This is a genomic window from Roseobacter sp. FCG-D35, from assembly GCF_033436665.1.
In the GTDB taxonomy this organism is placed as follows: Bacteria; Pseudomonadota; Alphaproteobacteria; order Rhodobacterales; family Rhodobacteraceae; genus JAWQFO01.
This window is the reverse complement of record NZ_JAWQFO010000011.1, coordinates 1-22,699: the sequence shown is the minus strand read 5'-3', so window position 1 is coordinate 22,699 and position 22,699 is coordinate 1. Positions and strand designations below refer to the sequence as shown.

28 protein-coding genes are annotated in these 22,699 nt (G+C 63.0%); 15 read left to right on the top strand and 13 right to left on the bottom strand.

The window, feature by feature from the left end:
* Positions 1-162: 162 nt before the first annotated feature.
* The 3 genes from R5H30_RS19660 (at position 163) to R5H30_RS19650 (ending at position 3,025) form a co-directional block, all read left to right on the top strand.
* A complete protein-coding gene (locus R5H30_RS19660) occupies positions 163-969 on the top strand; it encodes a transglutaminase-like domain-containing protein (protein WP_412105158.1) in 807 nt (268 codons plus the stop codon).
* A 337-nt stretch (positions 970-1,306) separates the two neighbouring features.
* Positions 1,307-1,840 (top strand): hypothetical protein, encoded by a 534-nt coding sequence (locus tag R5H30_RS19655; protein ID WP_318330353.1) that lies wholly within the window; start codon positions 1,307-1,309, stop codon positions 1,838-1,840.
* Between the two features lie 258 nt (positions 1,841-2,098).
* A complete protein-coding gene (locus R5H30_RS19650) occupies positions 2,099-3,025 on the top strand; it encodes a transglutaminase family protein (RefSeq protein WP_318330480.1) in 927 nt (308 codons plus the stop codon).
* A gap of 72 nt (positions 3,026-3,097) precedes the next feature.
* Here the strand turns inward: R5H30_RS19650 and R5H30_RS19645 are convergent, their stop codons facing one another.
* From R5H30_RS19645 to R5H30_RS19610, 8 genes are all read right to left on the bottom strand, one after another.
* On the bottom strand, positions 3,098-3,673 hold the full coding sequence (locus R5H30_RS19645; RefSeq protein WP_318330352.1) for a site-specific integrase: 576 nt from the start codon (positions 3,671-3,673) through the stop codon (positions 3,098-3,100).
* Positions 3,674-3,883: 210 nt separating this feature from the next.
* Positions 3,884-5,551 (bottom strand): arylsulfatase, encoded by a 1,668-nt coding sequence (locus R5H30_RS19640; protein WP_318330351.1) that lies wholly within the window; start codon positions 5,549-5,551, stop codon positions 3,884-3,886.
* Positions 5,552-5,877: 326 nt separating this feature from the next.
* Positions 5,878-6,129: a tyrosine-type recombinase/integrase gene (locus R5H30_RS19635; protein ID WP_318330479.1), complete on the bottom strand. Its 252-nt coding sequence runs from the start codon at positions 6,127-6,129 to the stop codon at positions 5,878-5,880.
* 14 nt (positions 6,130-6,143) lie between these two features.
* Positions 6,144-6,593 (bottom strand): site-specific integrase, encoded by a 450-nt coding sequence (locus tag R5H30_RS19630; protein ID WP_318330350.1) that lies wholly within the window; start codon positions 6,591-6,593, stop codon positions 6,144-6,146.
* Positions 6,594-6,705: 112 nt separating this feature from the next.
* Positions 6,706-7,131, bottom strand: a complete 426-nt coding sequence (locus tag R5H30_RS19625) for a hypothetical protein (protein ID WP_318330349.1) — start codon at positions 7,129-7,131, stop codon at positions 6,706-6,708.
* Positions 7,132-7,248: 117 nt separating this feature from the next.
* Positions 7,249-7,956, bottom strand: coding sequence for a glutathione S-transferase family protein (locus tag R5H30_RS19620; RefSeq protein WP_318330347.1), 708 nt, complete (start codon positions 7,954-7,956; stop codon positions 7,249-7,251).
* A gap of 55 nt (positions 7,957-8,011) precedes the next feature.
* On the bottom strand, positions 8,012-8,380 hold the full coding sequence (locus R5H30_RS19615) for a cupredoxin domain-containing protein (protein ID WP_318330346.1): 369 nt from the start codon (positions 8,378-8,380) through the stop codon (positions 8,012-8,014).
* On the bottom strand, positions 8,368-8,895 hold the full coding sequence (locus R5H30_RS19610; protein ID WP_318330345.1) for a DUF4142 domain-containing protein: 528 nt from the start codon (positions 8,893-8,895) through the stop codon (positions 8,368-8,370). Before R5H30_RS19610 ends, R5H30_RS19615 begins: the two co-directional genes overlap by 13 nt.
* Positions 8,896-9,034: 139 nt before the next feature.
* Between R5H30_RS19610 and R5H30_RS19605 the strand changes: the two genes are divergently transcribed.
* The 3 genes from R5H30_RS19605 (at position 9,035) to R5H30_RS19595 (ending at position 11,058) form a co-directional block, all read left to right on the top strand.
* Positions 9,035-9,988 carry an AraC family transcriptional regulator gene (locus R5H30_RS19605; RefSeq protein ID WP_318330344.1) on the top strand — a complete coding sequence of 318 codons (954 nt, stop codon included), beginning with the start codon at positions 9,035-9,037 and terminating at the stop codon, positions 9,986-9,988.
* 129 nt (positions 9,989-10,117) lie between these two features.
* Positions 10,118-10,480 carry a hypothetical protein gene (locus tag R5H30_RS19600; protein WP_318330343.1) on the top strand — a complete coding sequence of 121 codons (363 nt, stop codon included), beginning with the start codon at positions 10,118-10,120 and terminating at the stop codon, positions 10,478-10,480.
* Positions 10,481-10,515: 35 nt separating this feature from the next.
* Entirely contained in the window at positions 10,516-11,058 is a 543-nt protein-coding gene (locus R5H30_RS19595; RefSeq protein ID WP_318330342.1) for a carboxymuconolactone decarboxylase family protein, read from the top strand.
* Positions 11,059-11,208: 150 nt separating this feature from the next.
* Here R5H30_RS19595 and R5H30_RS19590 read toward each other — a convergent pair whose 3' ends face one another.
* Complete coding sequence (locus tag R5H30_RS19590) at positions 11,209-12,231, bottom strand: GlxA family transcriptional regulator (protein ID WP_318330340.1); 1,023 nt, start codon at positions 12,229-12,231, stop codon at positions 11,209-11,211.
* A gap of 126 nt (positions 12,232-12,357) precedes the next feature.
* Here R5H30_RS19590 and R5H30_RS19585 point away from each other — a divergent pair, with 126 nt between their 5' ends.
* The 7 genes from R5H30_RS19585 to R5H30_RS19555 all read left to right on the top strand — a co-directional run bounded on the left by R5H30_RS19585 (position 12,358) and on the right by R5H30_RS19555 (position 18,928).
* Complete coding sequence (locus R5H30_RS19585; protein WP_318330339.1) at positions 12,358-13,440, top strand: class I SAM-dependent methyltransferase; 1,083 nt, start codon at positions 12,358-12,360, stop codon at positions 13,438-13,440.
* 260 nt (positions 13,441-13,700) lie between these two features.
* The gene (locus R5H30_RS19580; RefSeq protein WP_318330338.1) at positions 13,701-14,915 is read left to right on the top strand and encodes a flavin-containing monooxygenase; all 1,215 of its coding nucleotides are present in this window, start codon (positions 13,701-13,703) and stop codon (positions 14,913-14,915) included.
* Between the two features lie 32 nt (positions 14,916-14,947).
* Positions 14,948-15,580 carry a hypothetical protein gene (locus R5H30_RS19575; protein WP_318330337.1) on the top strand — a complete coding sequence of 211 codons (633 nt, stop codon included), beginning with the start codon at positions 14,948-14,950 and terminating at the stop codon, positions 15,578-15,580.
* An 81-nt stretch (positions 15,581-15,661) separates the two neighbouring features.
* Positions 15,662-17,059 carry an MATE family efflux transporter gene (locus R5H30_RS19570; protein WP_318330336.1) on the top strand — a complete coding sequence of 466 codons (1,398 nt, stop codon included), beginning with the start codon at positions 15,662-15,664 and terminating at the stop codon, positions 17,057-17,059.
* Positions 17,056-17,658, top strand: a complete 603-nt coding sequence (gstA, locus tag R5H30_RS19565) for a glutathione transferase GstA (protein WP_318330335.1) — start codon at positions 17,056-17,058, stop codon at positions 17,656-17,658. Before R5H30_RS19570 ends, gstA begins: the two co-directional genes overlap by 4 nt.
* Positions 17,658-18,344 carry a class I SAM-dependent methyltransferase gene (locus R5H30_RS19560; RefSeq protein WP_318330334.1) on the top strand — a complete coding sequence of 229 codons (687 nt, stop codon included), beginning with the start codon at positions 17,658-17,660 and terminating at the stop codon, positions 18,342-18,344. Before gstA ends, R5H30_RS19560 begins: the two co-directional genes overlap by 1 nt.
* Before the next feature lie 44 nt (positions 18,345-18,388).
* The gene (locus R5H30_RS19555; protein WP_318330333.1) at positions 18,389-18,928 is read left to right on the top strand and encodes a dihydrofolate reductase family protein; all 540 of its coding nucleotides are present in this window, start codon (positions 18,389-18,391) and stop codon (positions 18,926-18,928) included.
* A 68-nt stretch (positions 18,929-18,996) separates the two neighbouring features.
* On the opposite strand, the gene R5H30_RS19550 is transcribed toward R5H30_RS19555, so the two are convergent.
* From R5H30_RS19550 to R5H30_RS19535, 4 genes are all read right to left on the bottom strand, one after another.
* Positions 18,997-19,488: a GNAT family N-acetyltransferase gene (locus R5H30_RS19550; protein WP_318330478.1), complete on the bottom strand. Its 492-nt coding sequence runs from the start codon at positions 19,486-19,488 to the stop codon at positions 18,997-18,999.
* Between the two features lie 51 nt (positions 19,489-19,539).
* Complete coding sequence (locus R5H30_RS19545; protein ID WP_318330332.1) at positions 19,540-20,238, bottom strand: glutathione S-transferase family protein; 699 nt, start codon at positions 20,236-20,238, stop codon at positions 19,540-19,542.
* A 61-nt stretch (positions 20,239-20,299) separates the two neighbouring features.
* Positions 20,300-20,668, bottom strand: coding sequence for a cupredoxin domain-containing protein (locus tag R5H30_RS19540; protein ID WP_318330331.1), 369 nt, complete (start codon positions 20,666-20,668; stop codon positions 20,300-20,302).
* Complete coding sequence (locus R5H30_RS19535; RefSeq protein WP_318330329.1) at positions 20,656-21,183, bottom strand: DUF4142 domain-containing protein; 528 nt, start codon at positions 21,181-21,183, stop codon at positions 20,656-20,658. The genes R5H30_RS19540 and R5H30_RS19535 overlap by 13 nt, the downstream gene beginning before the upstream one ends.
* A 139-nt stretch (positions 21,184-21,322) precedes the next feature.
* Between R5H30_RS19535 and R5H30_RS19530 the strand changes: the two genes are divergently transcribed.
* Both R5H30_RS19530 and R5H30_RS19525 read left to right on the top strand, forming a co-directional pair.
* Positions 21,323-22,276 carry an AraC family transcriptional regulator gene (locus R5H30_RS19530; protein ID WP_318330327.1) on the top strand — a complete coding sequence of 318 codons (954 nt, stop codon included), beginning with the start codon at positions 21,323-21,325 and terminating at the stop codon, positions 22,274-22,276.
* Positions 22,277-22,406: 130 nt separating this feature from the next.
* Positions 22,407-22,699 (top strand): SPW repeat domain-containing protein (locus tag R5H30_RS19525; RefSeq protein ID WP_318330326.1); only part of this gene is annotated, 293 nt, incomplete at its 3' end.

Here is a 22,699-nt window from a genome sequence, read left to right as displayed (position 1 = left end):
ACGAGGTGTTGAATGGCGCATGCGTCGCCATCGATCTGCCAGAGAACGCCCATCTCGACCGATCCGGCAATCGGTGGAGCTGCAATCGAGGCTTCCGGCTCTCGGACGGGATGTGCATCGTTGGACGGTGATGCGGATATTTCTCGTCGCGGCGCGTCTGGCATGCGCGTCAGCATCGGGTGCCGGCTGCGATACAGCTTCCCGCAGTCGACGCCGCTGATTGCGATGCTGAACGTCCACTACTCGCGGTTCGGCGATCTGGAGCGTGCCGACTATCTTGTGACCTCGCCCAGCGTGCCGCTTGAAAGCTACCGTGACGGTTTCGGCAACTGGTGCACGCGTCTCGTGGCTCCGGCTGGCGACTTCTGCCTGTCGACGGATGGCATCTTCCGCGACACGGGCCAGCCCGATCTTGCATCCCCAGGAGCGCGACAGCACGCGGTTCAGGATCTGCCATTCGGGACCCTCGTGTTTCTGCAGGGCAGTCGGTATTGCGATACCGACCTTCTGTCGGAAGAGGCGTGGCGCCTTTTCGAAACCGTGGATTCCGGATGGTCACGTGTTCAGGCGATTTGCGATTTCGTGCATGGACATGTCCGCTTCGACTATATGCAGGCAAAGGCCACGCGCACTGCATCGCAGACCCTCGCCGAGGGGCAGGGTGTCTGTCGCGACTTTGCCCATCTCGCCATCGCGCTGTGTCGTTGCATGAACATTCCGGCCCGCTACTGCACCGGATATCTCAGCGACATCGGGGAGCCTCTGCCACATCCCCCGAGTGATTTCGCCGCATGGATGGAGGTCTTCCTCGATAGTGAATGGCGCACGTTCGATCCGCGCAATAACGAGCCGCGGTTTGCGCGAATTCTGATCGCACGCGGGCGCGATGCCGCCGATGTGCCGCTGACCCAGACATTTGGTCAGAATACTCTGACCGAGTTCAAGGTCTGGACGGATAGCTTGGCCTGACTGACCTTGGATTTCTTTTCGATGTGCCATCGTAACTGGGGTCGCCAATCCCCATATACATATTAGCGGTGCTAAGCATCCCGGTCCGTTTTGGACGAGGAGTTCGCGCTGGCCAATCAAAGGATTGTTGACATGTCTTTCAAGGACCTGACTGCACGGGCAGCGGCTGCAATGAAGCCCAAGCCTGCGAAGACCCCTGCCAAGGCGTTTGAGCCCAAGGCCGCTGGCAAAGAAGCACCCGCGAAGTCCAAGACATCTTGAGACCTACACAGGTTACGCGCCCCAATACTATGAGGGGCGCGGACTACCCACAGCAAAAAGGGAGTGGAACGCGCTAATGGAAGATCTGACGAGCAAGACCGTTGCGGTTTTTTGTCGGCCGTTTACCGTTCCAGGCTTCGACGAGACGCTCCCGGCGGGAGAGTACGAGATCGAAACGGAATTGGTTTCACCACCGGATCAACAGGACCCCACAGCTCGGAAAGCTTCCGTCCTGATAAAACTTCATCCCCGAATATCGCATCCGGGGCTTGCGCGGTTTCTGACCGTTTCCCTTGCCGATCTGGACCATGCACGCGCCAGGGACAAGCTAACGGGCAGGGAGTTGTCCGACTTTTTCCTTGAGCAAATGCTGGCTGATCCAATGGTGCGCCTCGTGATGGAGGCCGACGGGGTCTCTGCAGCACATATGCGGCATCTCTATTCGGGGCTCCGGACGCCCCAGTCTGACAAGGATGTCCTGGACCGGAACCCGGCGCGTTTAGGTGCACGTGACATTGCGTTAATCCATGCTGCTGAAAACGCGGGCATGCCTCTACGACCGACAGGGACGTCGGCTATGCGCTCGAAACTCAGCACGGATTCGAAATGAACGCTAAGAAATCCTCGGTCGACGCAGCATTTCCGGACGTCACGCGCGGAAGGGCCTTTGGCGACGTACCTCGAGAGCGCCCCTGTCTGAGATGCGATGTTGTTTTCTGGAGTGAAGGCTTCGGAGAACGGATCTGTCGGCGCTGCAAGGGGTTGAAGGCCTGGCGGAGCGCAGTGTCCGGCAGCCCGAGTGCATCTCGGCACCGCTGATCCCCGCCGACGCGCGCCGTTTTATTCGAACCACACTGGATCTCCATTTTTGGCCTGCCTCGACATCGTTCATTCCACGACCTATCGATACTGTCACGAGGTCCCACTTGGGCCGCATCGGTTGATGCTGCGTCCCCGAGAAACGCGGGAGTTGCGGCTTCTCTCGCACACTCTCTCCATCACTCCGACGGGGACCCTGACATGGGCGCATGATGTGGCCGGCAACGCCATCGCCACTGCCGTCTTTGACAAAACGGCAGATCGCCTGGTGATCGAGAGCCGGGCCAGCGTTCAACTGACCGCGCCAGCCTGGCCGGTCTTTTCCATCGCTGCCTCGGCAGCGCAGTTCCCCTTTTTCTACGCCGCCGACGAATGGACGGACCTCGGAGCGTTGACGGTACCGCAATATTGCGACCCAGACAGCCGCCTTGCCCGATGGGCCGAAGGATTCGTCATGGCACGCCCGACCGATACGTTGTCATTGCTGAAGGACGTCAGCAACGGTGTGTTCAACCAGATTTCCTACCAAAGCCGTGACACTGAAGGCACCCAGTCACCGATCGAAACGCTCGACCGGCAATGGGGTTCTTGCCGTGATTTCGCGGTCCTGCTTGCGGAGGCAGCCCGCCGGCTTGGCTTTGGCGCCCGCATTGTCTCGGGCTATCTGTACGACCCCGAAATGAGCCTCGTTGGGTCGGCGGGTTCAGGGTCTACCCATGCTTGGGTCGAGATATTTATTCCCGGTGCTGGATGGATTGCCTTTGATCCAACGAACCGAAGCGTTGGGTCTCAGAACCTGATCCCAGTCGCAGTCGGGCGCGATATTCATCATATCGTGCCGGTCTCCGGCAGTTTTTCAGGAGATCGGGGCACCCTGAACGACCTTACGGTCGGAGTTGCGGTTCGCCTTGCAGCCCAGAGCCATGCAGCGACCATGTGGGAAGGGACAGACTGCCAGTTAGTCTCAAGATCGTAGTCATCTCAATTGTGCAACAAACTTGCAAAAAAAGTATGTCTGCAAAAAGCAGGAAGAACGATATCTGCGCGGCTACAGCACATTGGCGCTTTGTCCGCATAATTCCAGTTCGTCGAGCACGCAGTTTCGAGCTTGCAGCGAATTGCAGGTTTGACGGGCCGCAGCGCAGCGGTGGGGTCCGGTAGCCAACGGCAGGATCAGACCGATTGAAGTCACCCATTCGCGAACGAGCCGGGCGTACTGTCGCGTCGAAATGTACAGCCGCTCGTGGAACCTGTCTGGCCAAAGGAATTCGGAACCGATCATCAGAGGCTCCTCCATCCACTGCAGGATCGACTTGCGCGTGCCTTCCGTGATCTCAAATCGAACTGCCCGCCGAGTCTTGTTCTTAATGATCGAGGCGCGTTCTCTGACTTGCCCAAAGGCATAGATATCGGCGACTTTCAGTTTGACGAGGTCGCAGCCGGGCAGCTTGCTGTCGATAGCCAGGTTGAAAGGCGCGAGGTCGCGATGGTTCTCGGCAATCTCCAGGCGTACTCGGATGGCCCAGACGTGCTTCGGCATGAGGGGGCTTTTCTGGCCAACGACGCGGCCCTTGTTCCAAGCGGGTCGGCAGGCGCGAATGGCGGGTAAGTTGGCGACGGTCATGATGGCTTCTCCGATCCGCCTCAGTCCGCCCCAGCACCAACCCGACGTTGGCATCCAAGAATATCACGCCGGGATGCCGCTGCGGAGAATGTCCGCAGCGAGCGCTATCACGACATTCGCCAAATCGTAGGAGGGTCCAATTCTGGAAATGCCCGGCGGTTGGCAGTAAGGCGACCGCCGAAGAGCGTCTCTGGGGGTCACGATCTGCGATCAGGGCTTTCCGAGTCCGATGTCCGTGCTTGGATAGTCAGCGAAAGTTGCAAGATGGCGCTGTACCCTCTGCAGGGCTTGGGGAAGGCCCCATTCGAACCGGGAATGGCCTGAGCTCGCCTGCTCCTTCGGATCAAGGTAGAGGTTGTAGACCCAGGGGCTCATGCCGACATCCGACACGGTGGTTTCGTCAAGATTCCGCCGAGGCGCGTGCTGCAGCATCACCTTGAAGTGGACCTTATACTCCATCCAGCGGATCGCCATCAGGTTGTTCTCGGAATACATGAACACCGCATCACGCCGGGACTGGCCGTCATCCGCCAGCAGGAAGGATGATTGGTCGATGCCATCAATGAAACGTTCGCTGGGAATGCTGTCCAATGCGCCCGCAAGGGCCAGCGAGGTGTTGAAGAAATCGGTCAGGTCGAACAGCCCGTCGCTTTCACGACCCGGTGCGATCATTCCCGGCCAGTATGCGATGCCCGGAACGCGCACGCCCCCTTCCCAGGTTGTCCCCTTGCCCCCGCGCCATGGCTGGAAGCCGTTGTCGGGATAGAGGTCCTCGTTGGCGCCGTTGTCTGACGTCAGGAAGACGAAGGTGTTCTCAAGCTCGCCGGTCTCTTCCAGAACTCCGATCAGGCGAGCGATGATGTCGTCGACCTCGAGGACTGCATCCTTGTAAGGAAAGCCTGCCGGGCTTTTTCCCGCGTAACCCTCGGCGGGGTAGCTGTCGTTGTGAAGCCGGGCGAAGGAATGCTCGAGAAAGAACGGCACGTCGTCCGCTGCGGCACGGCGGATGAAATCTTCCGAGAAGTCGGCGAACTTCTGATCGATCTGCGCCAGTTGCTCTATCGAGGTGATCTCTTCGGCGACCTCCAAGGGTTGACCTTTCAGGCCCTTGGTGATCGCCGCTTCGGAGAGTTCCCTGAGCGCAGCCAGCCGCTCGGGTCGCAACACCATGTCGGGATAGAGCCGTTCGTCGAGCTGCTGCGACATGTCGCTGATGACCGACAGGATTCCGTACCATTCGTCGAAACCGGCTTCGTGCGGACGCGAACCTTCGGCTTCGCCGAGGTGCCACTTTCCGGCCAGCGCCGTGCGGTAACCGGCGTCGGACAAAAGGCCGGGGAGCGTTGCCTCGATTTCCCAGGGATTGGTCGTCGGGTTTTCGCCCGACAGGGTCGGACGGGTCAGGCCGCTGCGTGTGGGAATACGTCCGGTGAGAATCGCTGCACGGGTCGGAGTGCAGGTCGGCTGCGAGTAGGTCGACGTAAGCCGCAGCCCTTCCCGCGCCAGAAGGTCCATCTCGGGCGTCGGTGCGCCCACCGCAATGCCGCCGCCGTAGGAGCCGGGATCGCCCCAGCCCATGTCATCCACAAGCAACAGTAGGATGTTCGGTTTGCCACCGGTCTTCTCAGCAAGCGCGGCGAGCTTCTCCGCGGCTTCAGCTTCCTGCTCCGGTCGGGGTATGTGCGGTTCAAGATAGGGCTCGCTCTGTACGGTCAGATTGAAAGCATTGCTCTCTTCCTGTGCCGCGAGCGGCAAGGCTGACAGGACCAGCACGGAAGCCAAGTACGAGATACGCCGGTGCATGTTGCACCTCCTCGAATCTAAAGGATGAATCAGGATCGTAGGCTTTAGTAGTATGCGCACGTGACGTTTGGTCAACTGTGGGTAGATAATCCAGCACTCTGACTGGACAAGCGCACGTCCTGAGCTGGCTCAGCAGCGTCCGCTCCATCCGCACGCTTCCAGTTCGTCCCGCTCTGGATTTCGCCAGTGCAGCGAATGGCAGGTTTGACGGGCCGCAGCGCAGCGGTGGGGGCCGGTAGCGAACGGCAGGATCGGGCCGGTCACCGCCCCAATTCGCTTAATACATCGACCTTCTCCAGTGCGCGTCGCAGCGCATGGTTCGAAACCTGTACGCAAATCTCGGTGGTCCAGAGATTGGCATGGCCGAGCAGGGCCTGGACCATCCGGATATCGATGCCTTCCTAGATCAGCAGCGTCGCGGCCGAGTGTCGGAACCGGCGACTCTCGGTGTTCAGGAACAGCGGCGCGGAGCGCGGGCCTTCCTCGCGACGTGCCTCACAGTATCGCTTGAACTCGTCCTGCAGCAGGCGGATCGGCACGAACACCATCCGCTCCCGACTGCCCTTACCATTCACGAGGATCTGGCCTCCATCCGGCGAGACGTCGCAGATCTTCAGATTCGTCAGTTCGCTGATCCGGAGACCGGTTACGATGAGCAGCTTGATGATCAGGAGCGTGACGGCACTCTGCGAGGCCGGCGCCGCGTTGTATGCGCCTCGCGCCGATTGTGCAGCGATTGCGTGTTCACCCGTTTGGAGGCCCGCTCTGAGGGTGTAGCGATCGATGGGGCGCGGCAGGCGTCGCGGGATCCGGATGGAGATGCGGAGGTCGGCAAACGGGGGGGCAGGGCGGCGTTCCGACCTTCCCGCCAGGCGAAATACGACTTCAGGGTCGACAGCCGCCGTTCGATGGTCGCCGGTTTCGCCTCGATCACATCGCGCAGGTGGCGATGGTAGGCGAGGATGTCGTCTCTCGACAGCCGATCGCCGAGCCGATGCTCTTCTGTGAAGCGGGAGAAGGTCCGCAGGTCCTGGGCGTAAGCCCGCAAGGTGTGGTGTCCGACGCCGCGCTCATCGCGGCAGGCGTTGACGAAAGCGGTGTGATCGAAGCGGGGCATGCTGAACTCCTTTGGTGGGGTTCAGCCAGTTCAGCATGGGCCGTTCAGTGCTCCGAAATCACCCGCATCGCCGGTAACGATAATGGCCCGCCCTATGCGAATTTGGCGATCGCTAGCGCTGATCACGGAGGTTCATTTCTAACCGGAACTTCCTGAACACGGCGCCATCATACTCGATCTCGCCGACCAGTTCGGCGCCCATTCGGTCGAGCGCTCCCAGATGCTTTCGCGATGGCGGTAGGAGGAAGATGATGAAGGGAATGCGAGCGTCGGCGCGGGCGACGGCCAAGGCTTTGCGCGCGATTGTCGCACCAAGGCCAAAGGCGTCGGGCACAAGCACCAATCCGAAATCCCATTCCTCGCCCTCCTTCTGGAATCCGCCCCAGCCGACGTAGCGACCGCCCTCGAGGATCGCCCAATGACCAAGACCGTCGCGTTGCCAGCAGGCTTCCTTCGCGGCGACGAAGGCTTCGGCGTCTTCGATTGTCCAGTGTGACGTCAGGAGCGGCATGTGCTCTCTGGTCCGCGGATCGTTCATGTGCGCGACGAGCGAGACCAGCGGGACCTCGGTCAGGCGGGTGAAACTGATCTCGGGTCGTGGCATGCCTGTTGAGTTCGTCCTTGAACGGTCGAGGGGTTTGCACTCAGCATACATCTATGCTTCCCCTGCGACACGCACCACCGCATGGGGCAGGGCACGCGAGGCGAGGATGTCGGCAAGTGCGCCGCCCTTGCGCTCGATGAAAAGTTCCAGTCGATCGGCGTAGGCAGGCGTGACCGCTTGCTGGACCGAGGTTCTGAACGAGAGATTCCTCCGCCATTCCGCGACCTTCGACAGGCCGTCGAAGGCTCCGAAATCGCCGATGGCGTCAAACGTGTCGAAGTATCGGAAGACCGGCGCGAAGACCGCGTCCACTAGGCTGAAGCGGTCGCCCGCGAACCAGGGGCCGATCTCCAACTGGCCTTCGAGGACGCGGAACCTCGCGTGGAGCGAAGCCGCCTTCGCATCGAGCGTCTGGGCGTCAGCAGCTGAATAGAAGCCGGCGATGTCGTTCAGGCATTCTGAGCCGAAGCCGATCCAGGCGCGGTGCCGCGCACGCTCCACTGGGGATGCCGGATGAAGCGGGCTCGGAAGCGTCTCCTCGAGGTATTCGAGAATGGCCGCCGACTCGAACAGCACGTCATCGCCGATCATCAGAACCGGTGTCCTGCCAAGCGGTGACACGGCCAGAAACCAGTCCGGTTTCCGGGAGAGATCGACTGTGCGTCGCTCGAAGGCCATGTCCTTCTCGGCAAGGGCGATTGCGATGCGCTGCACGTAGGGGCAAAGCGCGTGACTGATGAGTGTAATCGGGGCAGGCATGGATTTTCCTTTCAGTGTCAGGTCCGACCGCCCCCCGGGGAGGCCGGAATGCCCGTCATCCGGCAACCGCTGCCCGGACCGAGACGGTTCCGGTCATGTGCGGATGAAAGGCGCAGAAATAGTCGGACGCGCCGGGCGTCGAGAAGGTGATGCGTGCCGATGCGCCTGTCTTCAGAGTGCCGGTATCCCAGCTTCCATCACGCGCCGTTGCGGTATGTGGCGCCAGATCCTCGTTGATCCAGACCACCGTATCGCCCGGCCGTATCTCGACGATGGCCGGGACGAAGGCGAAGCGGGACAGGCGCACCGTCACCACGTGCGATCCGTCATGCGCCGCACCGGCAAGCGGAGCCGAGGCCAGGGCCAGGCTTGCGCCCAGACCCTGACCGAACCGACGCCGAGAGAGAGCCGTCAGCCCGCGCATTGCAGACCGTCGACCATGCGCTCGGCATGGGCCTCGTGCGCGCGGAATGTGACCAGGGCATCCTCCAGAAGCGACTTCAGCGGTGCGACCGTGACGGCGGGAATGAACGCTTCGGCGACCGTCTTGTTGACGATCTGGTGGTAGCCCAGTTCGTTCGTCGCATAGGCGCAGTCGAATGCCGCGCCGGTCAGCGACGCGAGTTCATCCCGCTTCGCCGCAGCGCCCTCGACCAGCGCGCGGCTGAGATCGTTGTCCTCGGGCGTCACGTTCAGCTGGGCGATCAATGCGCCTGCCGCGTCGTTCACGGCCGTATGGTCGCGGATCATCGTCTGGGCGAATTCGCGCACCCCGTCGTTCTCCGAAATCGCCAGCGCGAGGTGCGCATAGCGGATGTCGAGACCACCGGCGGTATAGGCCGCATGCGCGATCTGAAGGTCGTTCATCGGCTGGCCGGCCTCGGCTGCAAGGCCCGTGGCCGCCACGGCGCCGGCAAGAGCAAGAGTTGTAATCTTCATCGGGAATCTCCGGTTTTGAGTTAGGGTGGCATTCGATTGCCACAGCCAGGCCGTCTTCTGAATGCCATAAAGTCCCGGTTTTCTGTCAGATCGTCCGGATGACTGGACGAGTACGCTTTCGGTCGTGTATCGATCGGACATGTTGGACCTTTTGAGCGACATCCTCACACGCCTGTCCCTCCGGGGGACGCTCTACTTCCGGACGAGCTTTACCGAGCCCTGGGGCGTGCGTGTCCCCGCCTTTCGAAACGTGACACGATTCCATTACGTCCATCGCGGCGAGGCGCGGATTCGCGTCGAGGGCACCGAGCGGACGGTCGACCTGAAGCAGGGTGACCTCGTAATCGTGCCGCACGGGCGGTCTCATGTTCTTTTGTGCCGGCACACCGGGCCGGACGACGTCCTGCCACTCGACGACATCCTGGCCCGTTCGGGCTTTCCCGGACACGGAACGCTGGTATGGGGTGGTGAGGAATCGGCGCAAGACACGCAGCTGATCTGCGGCCACTTCGCGATGGCAGAGGGGTCGCGGCACATCCTGCTCGACCGGTTGCCACCTCTGATCCACCTGCGCGGCTACGGCGATGATCTGGGACCGTGGCTGGAAGCGACACTGCGCGTGATCGGAGCCGAAGCCGGTGGCACCCGGCTGGGCGGCGACCTGATCGCGCTCAAGATGTCGGAGGCGATCTTCGCCCAGGCAATCCGTGCCCATATCGAGCAGTCAGCCGCGTCGGGCGACAGCCTCGCAGGCTTCGCGGATCCCAATATCGCACGTGCGCTTACCGCATTCCATCGCGCGCCCGCCGCGGACTGGACCGTCGAGAAGCTGGCCCGCGAAGCGGGTCTGTCGCGGACGAGTTTCGCGGAAAGGTTCACCGGCCGGATCGGGGTCACGCCGATGGCCTATGCGACCTCCTGGCGAATGCAGATCGCCAGGGAGGCACTGGCCACCCGCGGACTGTCAGTCGCCGAGACGGCCGAGATTTCGGGCTACGCCTCGGAATCCGCCTTCAGCCGCGTCTTCAAGAAGGAGATCGGGCTTTCTCCCGCGGCCTTCCGGGTGAAGGGTGCGCAGCACGAGCATGCCTGACAGTCCCGTAGTTCGGACGATATCGCCGAGAATCCGTACTATCTGAATTTATCGTCCTGACGGAAAGAGCTATCCGGTGTCGTGCATCGCTACGGTGCATCACCTGAAACTCTGACAAAGGACAAATCCATGCGCTTCGTCACGAAGACCATCCACGCCTGGCTCGACTATCCGGTCGCCCTGGCACTGATCGCCCTGCCGTTTCTCCTCGGTCTCGGCGCCTCGCATCCGCTGGCCCTTGCTGTGTCGCCGATCGTCGGTGTCGCCGCCCTCTTTCTGACGGTGTTCACCGACCATCACCTCGGCATCGTCCGCCTTCTTCCCTATCGGCTGCACCTGGCCGTCGATCTGGTGGTCGGGGTCCTGTTCCTCATCCTGCCGCTCGTTCTCGGCTTCACCGGGCTCGACGCCGCCTTCTACCTTCTCAACGGCGCCGCCGTCGTGGCCGTCATCGGCCTTTCGAAGCCCGAAGACGGCAGGGCCACGGCCTGATCCCACTCCCACTCCATCCAAAGGACACACATTCCATGGCACGCATAACCCAAGTCGCTGACCGCGACGCTACACCCGAAACCGCCTCCCTGTTCGAGGCCATCAAGAAGAAGATCGGCATGGTGCCCAACCTCTATCGGGTTGCCGGAAACCAGCCGGCCGCGCTTGCAGGACTGCTGGGCCTCAACGAAGCCCTGGCCGGCGGCGGCTTCGACGCCCGAACGCGCGAGGCAATTGCCCTGACGGTCGCGGGCGCAAACGCGTGCGACTACTGCGCGTCAGCCCATGCGGCGATCTCGTCGGGGCTGAGGGTTCCGCCCGCGACGATCGAGGATCATCTCGCCGGCCAATCGGACGATCCGCGTACCGGAGCGATACTCGAATTCGCCACGGAGATCGTTGAGTCCCGCGGCAAGGTGTCGGACGGCGACATCGCGAAAGCGCGTTCGGCCGGGCTGACCGAGGCCGACATCGTGGAGACTGTCGCCAACGTAGTGGCGAACATCATCACGAACTATTTGAACCACGTCGCGGAGACTGACATCGACTTCCCCGCGCGCCGAGCTCGCGCGGCGTGACACCTGCGGTCCGGCAGTGCTTTCCGCCGGACCGCTCGTTTGCTTCAAACACCGGAGATGTCGTTCACAACGCAAATGCCGTCACGATAATGGCCCCACCGTATCGCGCTGTGTCAGAAATCATTGTCGGTCTCTTGCTTGGTGCCCGGCTCAATTCGCCACTGGCGCAAGCGCCCGCCATTTCTTCCGGTAGGCCGACGCGGAGATGCCGACGCGTTTGCGGAACGCTGACCTGAAACTCGATGGCTCGGAGTATCCGACTTCGGCGGAAATCTCGTCTATCGGTGCGGCCGTTGTTTCGAGGAGCTGTTTTGCCTCCTCGACCCGCAGGGTCTGGACGTAGTCGGCGGGCGCTTGGCCTGTCGCCTTTTTGAACCGCCGATGGAACCCGCGTTCGGTCATGCCGCACTGATCGGCCATGGCGGAGACAGGACTTGGCGAGTCGTAGTGTTTTGCGGCCCAGACCTGCGCATCGGCGATCAACTGGTCCTGGTGCTGGCGCCCCGAGGTCAGGGAAGCATAGGACAACTGCCCGTCGAGATGCGGATCGATCAGGTAGATCTTCGCAACGCGGCGCGCTTCCTCGGCACCGGCCAAGCGCCCGATCAGGTAGAGCATGAGATCAGCCCAGGCCGACGCACCGCCGGCGGTGACAACCCGGTGTCCGTCGCCGGCAGGCACCAATATCCGTTCACGGCAGACCTTCACTTCCGGAAAGTCCCGCCCCAGCATGTCGGCGTATCCCCAATGGGTGGTTGCTTCCTCGCCATCGAGCAGACCGGCCGCGCCCAGGAGTACGGACCCGGAGCAGACCGAGGTGACGATCGCGCCGCGGGCATGGGCCGCCGCGATCCAATCCGCGACCGGCCGCAGGTCCTCCGGTAGCCCCGCGTTCGGATCGATGTGCAGGTCCGAGACAATAATCACATCCGGCTCGGGCGCCTCTCCGAGCATCGCATCGGGTGTGATCTTCCGGCCGTTGACGTCCCAATAGGGTGCCCCGTCGACCGTCCTGAGGCTGGCGCTGAACAGCGGGACCTGCATCGGAAGACCGTGCAGCATCTCCCAGTCCCGCCCCACGGACGCCAGCACGTCCAGGATCGAGAACAGCGTCGACGTTCCTGAGTGCCGCGATCCGATCACGACCGTATTGATGCTCATGCCCCGCTCCAATCTTCCTCGGTGGTCCGATTATCACCGTTTCCGTCCTTTTCTCTTCTAACGCATCTCTGACGATCCGTCCATCCAGCGCACAGGAAAACGGCCCCTTGGGCCTTTGGAAACACGGAAGGACGCAAGATGACAGTTCAGGAACATATCCCGGCATTCGACGGAACGAAGGCGGACGCCTTTGCAGAGCGTTTCGTCGGCACACTCAACGAGGCGGCACTGGCCGTCATGTCGTCGCTTGGCCATCGGGCCGGCCTGTTTGACGGGCTGGCTGCCCATCCCGGCCTGACCTCGGCGGCACTTGCCGCGAAGATCGGCGTCAGCGAGCGCTACCTGCGGGAATGGCTGGGCGTGATGGTGACCTCGGGCGTCGTGGACTACGACCCGACCGCGAGAACCTACACCCTGCCGCCCGAACACGCGGCGTTTCTGACCCGCGCCGCCAGCCCCGACAACATGGCGGTCACGACGCAGTTCGTGGGTCTCGCGGCGTCGGTCGAGGACAAGCTTTTGGATCGTTTCAAGAGTGGCGAGGGCCTCTGCTATCACCATTTCGACCGGTTCCATGAAGTCATGGCAGAGGACAGCGCACAGCTCGTCGTCGCCAATCTGATCGACGCGATCCTGCCGGTTGTGCCGGGTCTGATCGCGCGCCTCGAAAGCGGTATCGACGTGGCCGACTTCGGCTGCGGTGGCGGACTGGCGATGCTGACCCTCGCGAAGGCCTTTCCGAACAGCCGCTTCTCCGGCTTCGATCTCTGCGAAGACGCCTTTGCGCGGACCGCCGATGTCGCGGCGCGAGAGGGGCTCGGAAACCTGAGTTTCCACACAAGGGATTTGTCCCGCGAAGAAGTCATCGGGGCGTTCGACCTGATAACCGCCTTCGATGCGGTCCACGATCAGGCCGATCCCAAAGGGTTCCTGCGTCTGATCCGCCGATCTCTCAACCCCGGCGGCATCTTCCTGATGCAAGACATCGGCGGCTCGCGCGATCTCGAGAAGAACATCGCCAACCCGTTCGCACCGCTCCTGTTCATGATCTCCAGCATGCACTGCATGCCGATCTCGCTCGGGCAGGGCGGGCCAGGACTGGGAGCGATGTGGGGTGTCGAGACGGCCGAGGAGTATCTCGCCGAGACAGGCTTCGCATCGGTCGAGACGCATCGCCTGCCGCACGATCCCCTCAACGCCTACTTCGTCGCCCGCGCTTGAGCGGGCCCAGAAAGGATCAAGGACATGACCATGATTTCATCGAATGCCGGCGCAGGGCGCCGGCGGGGTTCACGTATCGCCGACGACTTTCGCCGGTGGGTGGAGAGCGCCGGAGAGAGGCGTCGCATTCGCCGGGAGATGCGGGAGCTTTCCCATCTCCCGGACCACCTGCTCCGCGACATGGGGCTCGGGCAATATGCGGCCCCACATGACAACGCAGTTCCGCTCCTCTGGCGATAGACCACAGAAAGGAAAGACCCATGAACAGGATAGAACCAGGCAGCGCGCTGGTGATCGGCGCGGGGCTCTCGGGTCTCGCCGCGGCACATGTGCTGGCCGAACGCGGCGTGCCCGTCACCGTGCTGGAAGCACGGGACCGACCCGCCGAACCCTGGCGCGGGCGCCACCCCGCCCTGCGGCTCAACATCCACCGTGAGTTCGCCGGCCTCCCCGGGCAGGCGGCACCGAAAGGTGATGGCACCTATCTGAAGCGCGACACGGTTGTCTCGCATCTGGAGCGCTATGCCGGACGGCTCGACGCGCCGGTGCACTACGGCTGTCGCGTGACGGAGATCAGCGCCGTCGACGGCGCTTGGCATGTGGCCACGAACACCGGGCTGCACTGTGCCGAGAACCTCATCGTCGCCACGGGGCGTGAGAGCATCCCCCATGTCCCCGACTGGCCTGGGAAGGAATGCTTCTCCGGCGAGTTCCTTCATGTCGCCGATCTCGGTGATGTGTCCCGCTTCGACGGCAAGCGCGTGCTTGTCGTGGGCGCGGGCAACTCCGGCACGGACGCCCTCAACCACCTGGCGAGCCATACTCCGGCCGAGGTGATGGTGTCCGTTCGCTACGGACCGGTCGTCGTGCCGAAGCGCATTTTCGGGTACCCGATCCACGGGCTGGCGCGCGTGTTCGCGGCTCTGCCGAACCGTGTCCTCGATCCGGCGTTCAAGATGACGGAACGGCTCTTTCTCGGGGATCTCCGGCGCTACGGGCTGACCAGCCACCCGGAGGGCGGGAGCACGCGCCTGTTGCGGGACGGGGTGACCTTTGCGATCGATGACGGCTTCGTCGCGGCGCTGAAGGCCGGGCGCTTCCGGATCGTGCCGCGCGTCGAGCGTTTCGACGGCGAGCGCGTTCATCTCGCCGACGGCACGTTCTGCACACCCGACGTGGTGATCGCGGCAACCGGGTACAGGACCGGCCTTGAACCGCTCATGGGCCATCTCGGCGTCCTCGACGAGAATGGCAGACCGCGCCATCCGATGGGCGAGCACGACCCGGAGAATCCCGGCCTCTGGTTTACCGGGTTCAAGCCGATTTACACCGGTTTCTTCGACGCTGCCGGGATTGCGGCCCGCCGTATCGCCTCTGCCATTACGGGTGACGCGCGTCGGATCACATCCCCCGAAACGCTCGGCGCGCCGATCAGGGGCGCCGCACCGAAGCGATCCGCCGCGGCGGACGCATGACCCTCCCAGAACTCACCGTAAGGAACACACAAATGCGACACACCACCCTTCTTTGCGCAGCCGCCATCGCGTCGATGCCACTGGCAGCTAGCGCCGACGAACCGCTCGCGGCGTTCGACGTCGCCGAGGACCTCTCGCGCTTCGTCTTTGCCTCCGCGCCGGTCTTCGAGGACGGGATGCCGGCCTATGGGAACGCCTTCGTCACCCAGGGCTACATCTATCCGGCCGGGACGCTCGATGGCGGCGTCGAGGGCACGCTGCCCGACGGCGAACCCGCCTTTCCGGACCTCGTCATCGGCGAATGGACCTGTGACGGCTATTTCGTAGGCGACGGCATGCGCACCGAGACCGGAGCCATCGTGATGACGCGGCAGGTGTACCGGTTCAACGACGGGGATCTGCTGATCAGCCACGGCGCCGAACTTGCAGACCCTGGCTTCGTCGTCACGCGGGCCGTGACGGGTGGCACGGGTGACTACGCCGGAGCGCCAGCCGAGATGCACCAGGTGATGCTCGGCATGAGCGACGGCTACGGCGTGCGGCTCCAGATCGAGCTCGGCGATGGTCCGGAACCCACCTACCCGAGCGAGGAAGATCACACGGAATGGGATTCCGGTTTCCCGGTTGGTCCCGTGTTGCCGAATGCGTCGCTGCAGACCGGGTGATACGAGGCCCGAGGAGCGGGCTGGCGGCGCGAATGCGACCTGTTCGCGCCGCCAGCCGGAACACGTGTCCAGCACCGGCAGGTGCTGAAGAAGAGCGAAGTGATAATAATGACTTACATCGATATCTCGCGGAGCACGGGCGCCTCTTCCCGGCACCATACGCAAAGCGTGACCAAGGCCGAAGCATGGGCGCTGTTGAAGCTCGCCGCGCCGTTGACCGGTCTCGCGCTCGTCAACATGGCGATGAGTGTGACGGACACGCTGATGACGGCGGCATTCGGAATTGAGGCTCTGGCTGCCGTCGCCGTCGCGAGCGACTTCTACTCGATCTGCTTCTATCTGGCTGTCGGCTGCATTGGCGGGCTTGGTCCGCTCTATGCGGCTGCCCATGTGGCGGGTGACGCGGATCGCTTGGCGCGTCTCAGGACGGCTGGCAACATTACCTGCGCTCTTCTGGCGCTTCCGATCTGTACGTTGCTTTGGAATACCCCGGCTATGTTGTGCGTGCTCGGGATCGACCAGAGCCTCGTTGAAGCCGGCACGGGCTATGTCCGGGCGATGGCGCTGACGCTGGTGCCAATGCTGGCGGTGGGTGTGCTGCGAACCCGGCTGACCGCCATCGAGCGACCGGGCGTCATGCTGCGGATCACCCTGTGCGCGGTGCCTCTGAATGCCGTCTTCAACTACGTGTTCATGTACGGCGCGTTCGGACTTCCGGAGTTTGGCGTAACGGGCGCTGGCCTGTCGTCCCTTCTGGTGGGCCTGCTCACTCTCGCGGCTCTGACGTGGGAAGTCTGGCGCACGGGAGATAGCGGGGCAGGCCGCGTTGATCCGGGCGACGTTGCCGAGATCTTCCGTATCGGCGTTCCCATCGGGATCGCCACCCTGGCCGAAGTCGGAATCTATCTCGGGGCCACGATCTATGCCGCCTCGCTCACCGTGACAGATGCGGCGGCGCATTCCGTGGCGATCCGCCTCGCTGGCGTCGGATACACCTTTTACTTCGGCCTGCAGCAGGCAGCGATGACCCGCCTGGCACGGATGGAGCCCGGGTCTGATCGGGAGCACGAAGTGAGAGGCACCGCGATGCTGCTTGGCGTCACGGTCGGTCTGTCGCTTTGTATCGTCCTTTTGGCGATAGCGTCACCGGTCGCAGACTACATGCTGCGGAGTTCCGCACCTGCCGCCGTCAGCGTTGCAATCGCCGTCATCGGCGCGCTTGCCGTGGCCGAGCTGTCGGGTCCTGCCGGCGCAGCCGCAGCGGGATTGCTGCGCGCGCGGAAGGTGACGCGCCCGGTCATGATCTATTCGCTGATCGGAAACTGGGTGGTCGCGGCGCCCCTGATCGCTGTGTCGACGATCGTCTTCGACATGGGTGCGATCGGCATTTGGATCGCGATGGCCACCGGAACGATCGTGTATTCGGGACTGTGCATTCTGGCGCTTCGCAGGCATCTCACCGGGGGAGCGGCCACATGAGGCTCTATTTCATGCCCGGCGCCTGCTCGCTCGCCCCGCACATTGCCCTTTGCGAGGCGGCTCTGCCATTTGACCTTGTCGAAGTCGATTACCGGACACGACGCACAACGGGCGGCGGCGACTACCGAGAGATCAATCCGAAGGGGTATGTGCCGGCGCTCGCGCTCGACAGCGGTGAGATTTTGACCGAGGTGCCGGTGATCCTTCAATACGTGGCTGGCCAAGCCGCAGAGGCCACATTGCTGCCGGCATCTGGACTGCCGCGGCTGCGGGCGTTGGAGTGGTTGAACTTCATCGCGACCGAGATCCACAAGAGCTTCAGCCCGCTCTTCCGACCGGATACACCACCGTCCTTCCTCGAGCCGGGAAAGCGGCATCTGCGCCGCAGATTGGCCGTTGTCGAGCGACATCTGCGCCAGAATGCATACCTCATGGGAACCGGCTTCTCCCTGGCAGATGTCTATCTCTACGTCGTCTGCCGGTGGCTGGAGGACCTGAACATGGCCCTTGCGGATTGGCCGGCTCTCAAGCGGCACACTGATACCATCGCGGAACGACCATCTGTCCGGCAAGCGATGGCGCGTGAGGGGCTGATATGATGCGCGGTCCGGAAAAGCAAAATGCCGACAGGCTTGCCATGTACCGGGAGATGCAACGCGCCGTTCCCGGTCTCGACGGCATGTACCGGCTTCTTAATGCGCTGATCGCAAGTCACGAGAAGGAGGCGCCGCGGGTCCTGATCGTCGGTGCCGGCGGGGGCAGGGAGCTCGAGGAGCTACTCGACGGACACTTCGCGGGCCAGATCACCGCGATCGACCCGTCGGCGGAAAACCTCGACCTGGCGCGAGCCGTCGTCCGAAAGTCCAGATCATCGCCGGAGGTCCGGTTTGTGGTCGGTACCGTGGGCGACATCCCGGAAGGAGAGACGTTCGATGTCGCGACGTCGATGCTCGTCATGCATCACCTAAAGGATGATGGCGCCAAACTGGCATACCTCAAGGGGCTTCGGGAGAGGCTCGCACCAGGCGGTTATCTGATACATGCGGACGTGAGCTTCGACCAACTCGAGGACTTTCGCCGACTGGTCCCTCTCTATCTGGCACATGCAAAGATCTTCGGGGGGTCCCCGGAGGCGACTTGTCTGGAACGCGACGCGATCTCGGACCTGTCGGTGGTCTCGGGCGCCCGAACGGAAGACCTATTCGCCGAAGCCGGCCTGACCGCGCCGTTCGAAGTGTTTCGCTCGCTCTGGTATAGGTGCTGGATCAGTACCTGGCAGTCATGAGCGAGGCACACATTGACAGGAGAACAGCAAGGAAGGAGCAATCCATGCACCCCATCATCTACGATGTCGCCGTCTCGATCGACGGCCACATATCCGGGCCGGGCGGAGATATCTCGCAGTTCGCCCAGGAAGGCGCGGTGGTCGACGACTACACGGAACGGCTCGAATGCTACGCAACCGCGATCATGGGTCGGGCAACCTACGAGTTCGGTTATCGCTTCGGAATGAAGCCCGGTCAGAATCCCTACCCGCACTTGAAAACCATCGTGTTCTCGAAATCTCTCGAATTACTAGACAGCTCGGAGATCACGGTGGAACCATCATGCCACGACGAGTCCATAATGGCCGTTCGGGCGCGATCGAGCGGCCCGGTGTACCTTTGCGGCGGCGGCGACTTTGCCGGCTCGCTCCTTACGTCAGGCCTCATTGACGTGCTGCGCCTCAAACGCGCACCCATCGTTCTCGGCGATGGTGTCCGCCTGTTCGGCGACGCCCAATTCCCGCCTCGGCTCGAACATGCCGAGACGCGAGACTACGGCGGCGGCTACTTGTTACAGGAGTTCAGGGTGATGAACGATGCATGATTGCGGGCGTCAAAATCGGAGTCTTCAGTAGCGATAATGGCCCCTCCCTTATGCGAATTTGGCGATCGCTAGCGCTGATCACGGAGGTTCATTTCTAACCGGAACTTCCTGAACACGGCGCCATCATACTCGATCTCGCCGACCAGTTCTGCGCCCATGCGACCAAGCGCGCCCAAATGCTTTCGTGATGGCGGCAGGAGGAAGGTGATGAAGGGAATGCGGGCATCGGAGCGGGCGAAGGACAGCGCCTTCTGCGTGATCTTCGCACCAAGACCGAAAGCGTCGGGGACCAGAACCAGTCCGAAATCCCATTCCTCGCCTTCCTTCTGGAATCCGCCCCAACCGACGTACCGGCCGCCCTCGAGGATTGCCCAGTGACCGAGGCCGTCGCGCTGCCAGCAGGCTTCCTTGGCTGCAACGAAGGCGGCGGCGTCTTCGATTGTCCAGGACCCCTTCAGAAGCGGCATATGCTCTGCGGTTCGCGGATCGCTCATGTGCGCGACAAGCAATTCGAGCGGAACCTCGGTCAGGCGGACGAAACTGATCTCGAGGGGAGGCATGGCCGCGGATGTCGCCTGTGAACGTTCAGAGGATTTGGTCTCAGCATACATCTAGGCCGCCCCGGCGACACGCACCGCCGCCGACCGCACGACGAGAGCGTTGGCCAGCGCACCACCCTTTCGCTCGATGAACCGTTCGAGGCGGACGGCGTAGTCTGGCGTGACCGCGTCCCGAACCGAGGGCCTGGCGGAAAGGCTTCTGCGCCAGTCGGTCACTTTCGACAGGCCTTCGAAAACGCTGAAATCGCCGATGGCATCGAACGTGTCGAAGTATCGGAAGACCGGCGCGAAGACCGCGTCCACCAGACTGAAGCGTTCGCCCGCGAACCAGGGGCCGTTCTCCAACTGGCGTTCGAGGATCCGGAAACGCGCGTGGAGCGAAGCCGCCTTCGCGTCGAGCGTCTGGGCGTCGCGGGCCGAATAGAAGCCGGCGATGTCGTTCAGGCATTCTGAGCCGAAGCCGATCCAGGCGCGGTGCCGCGCACGCTCCACTGGGGAGGCCGGATGAAGCGGGTTCGGAAGCGTCTCCTCAAGGTATTCGAGAATGGCCGCCGACTCGAATAGCACGTCATCGCCGACCTGCAGGACCGGCGTCCGGCCGAGTGGCGACAGGGCCAGAAACCAATCCGGTTTCCGGACGAGATCGACGGTGCGCCGCTCGAAGACGACGTCTTTCTCGGCGAGGGCGATCGCGATGCGCTGCACGTATGGGCAAAGCGCGTGGCTGATGAGCGTGATAGGGGCAGGCATGTCGTTTCCTTTCAGTGTCAGGTCCGGCCGCCCCGGGGGGGGAGGGCGACCGGAGGGCCAGTCATCCTCCGCCCGATGGCAGGACCGAAACGGATCCGACCATGTGGGGATGAAAGGCGCAGAAATATTGGAATTCGCCGGGCGCGGCGAAGGTGATGCGTTGGGACTCTCCGACTTCCAGCGCGCCGGTCTCCCAGCTGTCGTCTCGCGCCGTCGCGGTGTGGGGCGCAAGATCCTCGTTGGTCCAGATTACCGTATCGCCCGGGCGAATCTCGACGCCGGCTGGAACGAACGTGAAGCGGGACATCCGCACCGTAACGACGTGGGGGCCGTCATGCGCCGTTGCGCCCTGTGGCGTCGAAGCCAGGGCCAGGCTTGCGCCCAGACCCTGGCCGAAGCGACGCCGCGAGAGAGACGTCAGCCGGCGCATTGCAGACCGTCGACCATGCGCTCGGCATGCGCCTCATGGGCGCGGAAGGTGACAAGTGCATCCTCCAGCAGTGCCTTCAGCGGCGCAACCGTGACGGCGGGAATGAACGCCTCGGCGACCGTCTTGTTGACGAGCTGGTGGTATCCGAGTTCGTTTGTCGCGTAGGCGCAGTCGAACGCGGCGCCGGAGAGCTGCATGAACTCGGCCCGCTTAGCCGCAGCGCCTTCGACCAGTGCGCGGCTGAGGTCATTGTCCTTTGGCGTCACGTTCAGCTCGGCGATCAGCGCGCCTGCCGCATCGTTCACCGCCGTGTGGTCGCGGATCATCGTCTGGGCGAACTCGCGCACCGCCTCGTTCTCGGAGATCGCCAGCGCCAGGTGCGCGTAACGGATGTCGAGGCCACCGGCGGTATAGGCGGTGTGTGCGATTTCGAGGTCGTTCATAGGCTGGCCGGCATCGGCAGCAAGGCCCGTGGCCGCCACGGCGACGACAAGCGTGAGGGATGTGATCTTCATGGGGAATCTCCGGTTTTGGGTTAGGGTGGCATTCGATTGCCACAGCGATGCCGTCTTCTGAATGCCGTGAAGTCCGGTATTTCTGTCAGATCGTCCGGATGGCTGGACGAATACGGATCACAGCGTGTATCGGTCGGACATGCTGGACCTTCTGAGCGACATCCTCACGCGTCTGTCCCTTCAGGGGACACTCTACTTCCGGACGAGCTTCACCGAGCCCTGGGGCGTGCGCGTCCCCGCCTTTCGAAACGTGACACGGTTCCATTACGTCCATCGCGGAGAGGCGCGGATTCGCGTCGAGGGTACCGAGCGGACAGTCGACCTGAAGCAGGGTGACCTGGTGATCGTGCCGCACGGGCGGTCTCATGTTCTTTTGTGCCGACACACCGGGCCGGACGACGTCCTCCCGCTCGACGACATCCTCGCCCGCTCGTGCTTTCCCGGACACGGGACTCTGGTCTGGGGCGGCGAGGAATCGGCGCAGGACACGCAGCTGATCTGCGGCCACTTCGCGCTGGCAGAGGGATCGCAGCACATCCTGCTTGACCGTTTGCCAGCGCTGATCCACCTGCGCGGCTACGGCGACGAACTGGGCCCGTGGCTGGAGGCGACACTGCGCGTGATCGGCGCCGAAGCCGGCGGCGCTCGGCTGGGTGGCGACCTGATCGCGCTCAAGATGTCGGAGGCGATCTTCGCTCAGGCGATCCGGGCGCATATCGAGCAGTCGGCCGCCTCTGGCGACAGCCTCGCCGGGTTCGCAGACCCCAACATCGCGCGCGCGCTCACCGCGTTTCACCGTGCTCCCGCCGCGGACTGGACCGTCGAGAAGCTGGCCCGCGAGGCGGGTCTGTCGCGGACGAGTTTCGCGGAACGGTTCACGAGCCGGATCGGGGTCACGCCGATGGCCTATGCGACCTCCTGGCGAATGCAGATCGCGAGGGAGGCACTGGCCAGCCGCGGTCTTTCGGTCGCCGAGACGGCCGAGATTTCGGGCTATGCGTCGGAATCCGCGTTCAGTCGCGTTTTCAAGAAGGAGATCGGGCTTTCTCCCGCGGCCTTCCGGATGAAGGGTGCGGAGCGGGAGCTCGCTTGATAGTCCGAACACTCGGACGATCTAGCGGATAAATTGGATCATCTGAAATTCATCGTCCTGTCTGAAAGACATATCCGGTGTCATGCACCGCTACGGTGCATCACCTGAAACTCTGACAAAGGACAAATCCATGCGCTTCGTCACGAAGACCATCCACGCCTGGCTCGACTATCCGGTCGCCCTGGCACTGATCGCCCTGCCGTTTCTCCTCGGTCTCGGCGCCTCGCATCCGCTGGCCCTTGCGGTGTCGCCGATCGTCGGCGTCGCGGCCCTCGTGCTGACGGTGTTCACCGACCATCACCTCGGCATCGTCCGCGTTCTTCCCTACCGGCTGCACCTTGCGGTCGATCTGGCGGTCGGGGTCCTGTTCCTCATCCTGCCGCTCGTTCTCGGCTTCACCGGGCTCGACGCCGCCTTCTACCT

What these genes read in the sequence shown, in the direction of transcription:
- R5H30_RS19580 (WP_318330338.1), top strand. Translation starts at nt 13,701, where the DNA reads ATGAACAGGATAGAACCAGGCAGCGCGCTGGTGATCGGCGCGGGGCTC.
- R5H30_RS19610 (WP_318330345.1), bottom strand. Translation starts at nt 8,895, where the DNA reads ATGAAGATTACAACTCTTGCTCTTGCCGGCGCCGTGGCGGCCACGGGC.
- R5H30_RS19555 (WP_318330333.1), top strand. Translation starts at nt 18,389, where the DNA reads ATGCACCCCATCATCTACGATGTCGCCGTCTCGATCGACGGCCACATA.
- R5H30_RS19575 (WP_318330337.1), top strand. Translation starts at nt 14,948, where the DNA reads ATGCGACACACCACCCTTCTTTGCGCAGCCGCCATCGCGTCGATGCCA.
- R5H30_RS19615 (WP_318330346.1), bottom strand. Translation starts at nt 8,380, where the DNA reads ATGCGCGGGCTGACGGCTCTCTCTCGGCGTCGGTTCGGTCAGGGTCTG.
- R5H30_RS19585 (WP_318330339.1), top strand. Translation starts at nt 12,358, where the DNA reads ATGACAGTTCAGGAACATATCCCGGCATTCGACGGAACGAAGGCGGAC.
- gstA (WP_318330335.1), top strand. Translation starts at nt 17,056, where the DNA reads ATGAGGCTCTATTTCATGCCCGGCGCCTGCTCGCTCGCCCCGCACATT.
- R5H30_RS19560 (WP_318330334.1), top strand. Translation starts at nt 17,658, where the DNA reads ATGCGCGGTCCGGAAAAGCAAAATGCCGACAGGCTTGCCATGTACCGG.
- R5H30_RS19645 (WP_318330352.1), bottom strand. Translation starts at nt 3,673, where the DNA reads ATGACCGTCGCCAACTTACCCGCCATTCGCGCCTGCCGACCCGCTTGG.
- R5H30_RS19540 (WP_318330331.1), bottom strand. Translation starts at nt 20,668, where the DNA reads ATGCGCCGGCTGACGTCTCTCTCGCGGCGTCGCTTCGGCCAGGGTCTG.
- R5H30_RS19595 (WP_318330342.1), top strand. Translation starts at nt 10,516, where the DNA reads ATGGCACGCATAACCCAAGTCGCTGACCGCGACGCTACACCCGAAACC.
- R5H30_RS19535 (WP_318330329.1), bottom strand. Translation starts at nt 21,183, where the DNA reads ATGAAGATCACATCCCTCACGCTTGTCGTCGCCGTGGCGGCCACGGGC.
- R5H30_RS19545 (WP_318330332.1), bottom strand. Translation starts at nt 20,238, where the DNA reads ATGCCTGCCCCTATCACGCTCATCAGCCACGCGCTTTGCCCATACGTG.
- R5H30_RS19660 (WP_412105158.1), top strand. Translation starts at nt 163, where the DNA reads ATGCGCGTCAGCATCGGGTGCCGGCTGCGATACAGCTTCCCGCAGTCG.
- R5H30_RS19605 (WP_318330344.1), top strand. Translation starts at nt 9,035, where the DNA reads ATGTTGGACCTTTTGAGCGACATCCTCACACGCCTGTCCCTCCGGGGG.
- R5H30_RS19600 (WP_318330343.1), top strand. Translation starts at nt 10,118, where the DNA reads ATGCGCTTCGTCACGAAGACCATCCACGCCTGGCTCGACTATCCGGTC.
- R5H30_RS19530 (WP_318330327.1), top strand. Translation starts at nt 21,323, where the DNA reads ATGCTGGACCTTCTGAGCGACATCCTCACGCGTCTGTCCCTTCAGGGG.
- R5H30_RS19550 (WP_318330478.1), bottom strand. Translation starts at nt 19,488, where the DNA reads ATGCCTCCCCTCGAGATCAGTTTCGTCCGCCTGACCGAGGTTCCGCTC.
- R5H30_RS19625 (WP_318330349.1), bottom strand. Translation starts at nt 7,131, where the DNA reads ATGAACGATCCGCGGACCAGAGAGCACATGCCGCTCCTGACGTCACAC.
- R5H30_RS19655 (WP_318330353.1), top strand. Translation starts at nt 1,307, where the DNA reads ATGGAAGATCTGACGAGCAAGACCGTTGCGGTTTTTTGTCGGCCGTTT.
- R5H30_RS19630 (WP_318330350.1), bottom strand. Translation starts at nt 6,593, where the DNA reads ATGCCCCGCTTCGATCACACCGCTTTCGTCAACGCCTGCCGCGATGAG.
- R5H30_RS19620 (WP_318330347.1), bottom strand. Translation starts at nt 7,956, where the DNA reads ATGCCTGCCCCGATTACACTCATCAGTCACGCGCTTTGCCCCTACGTG.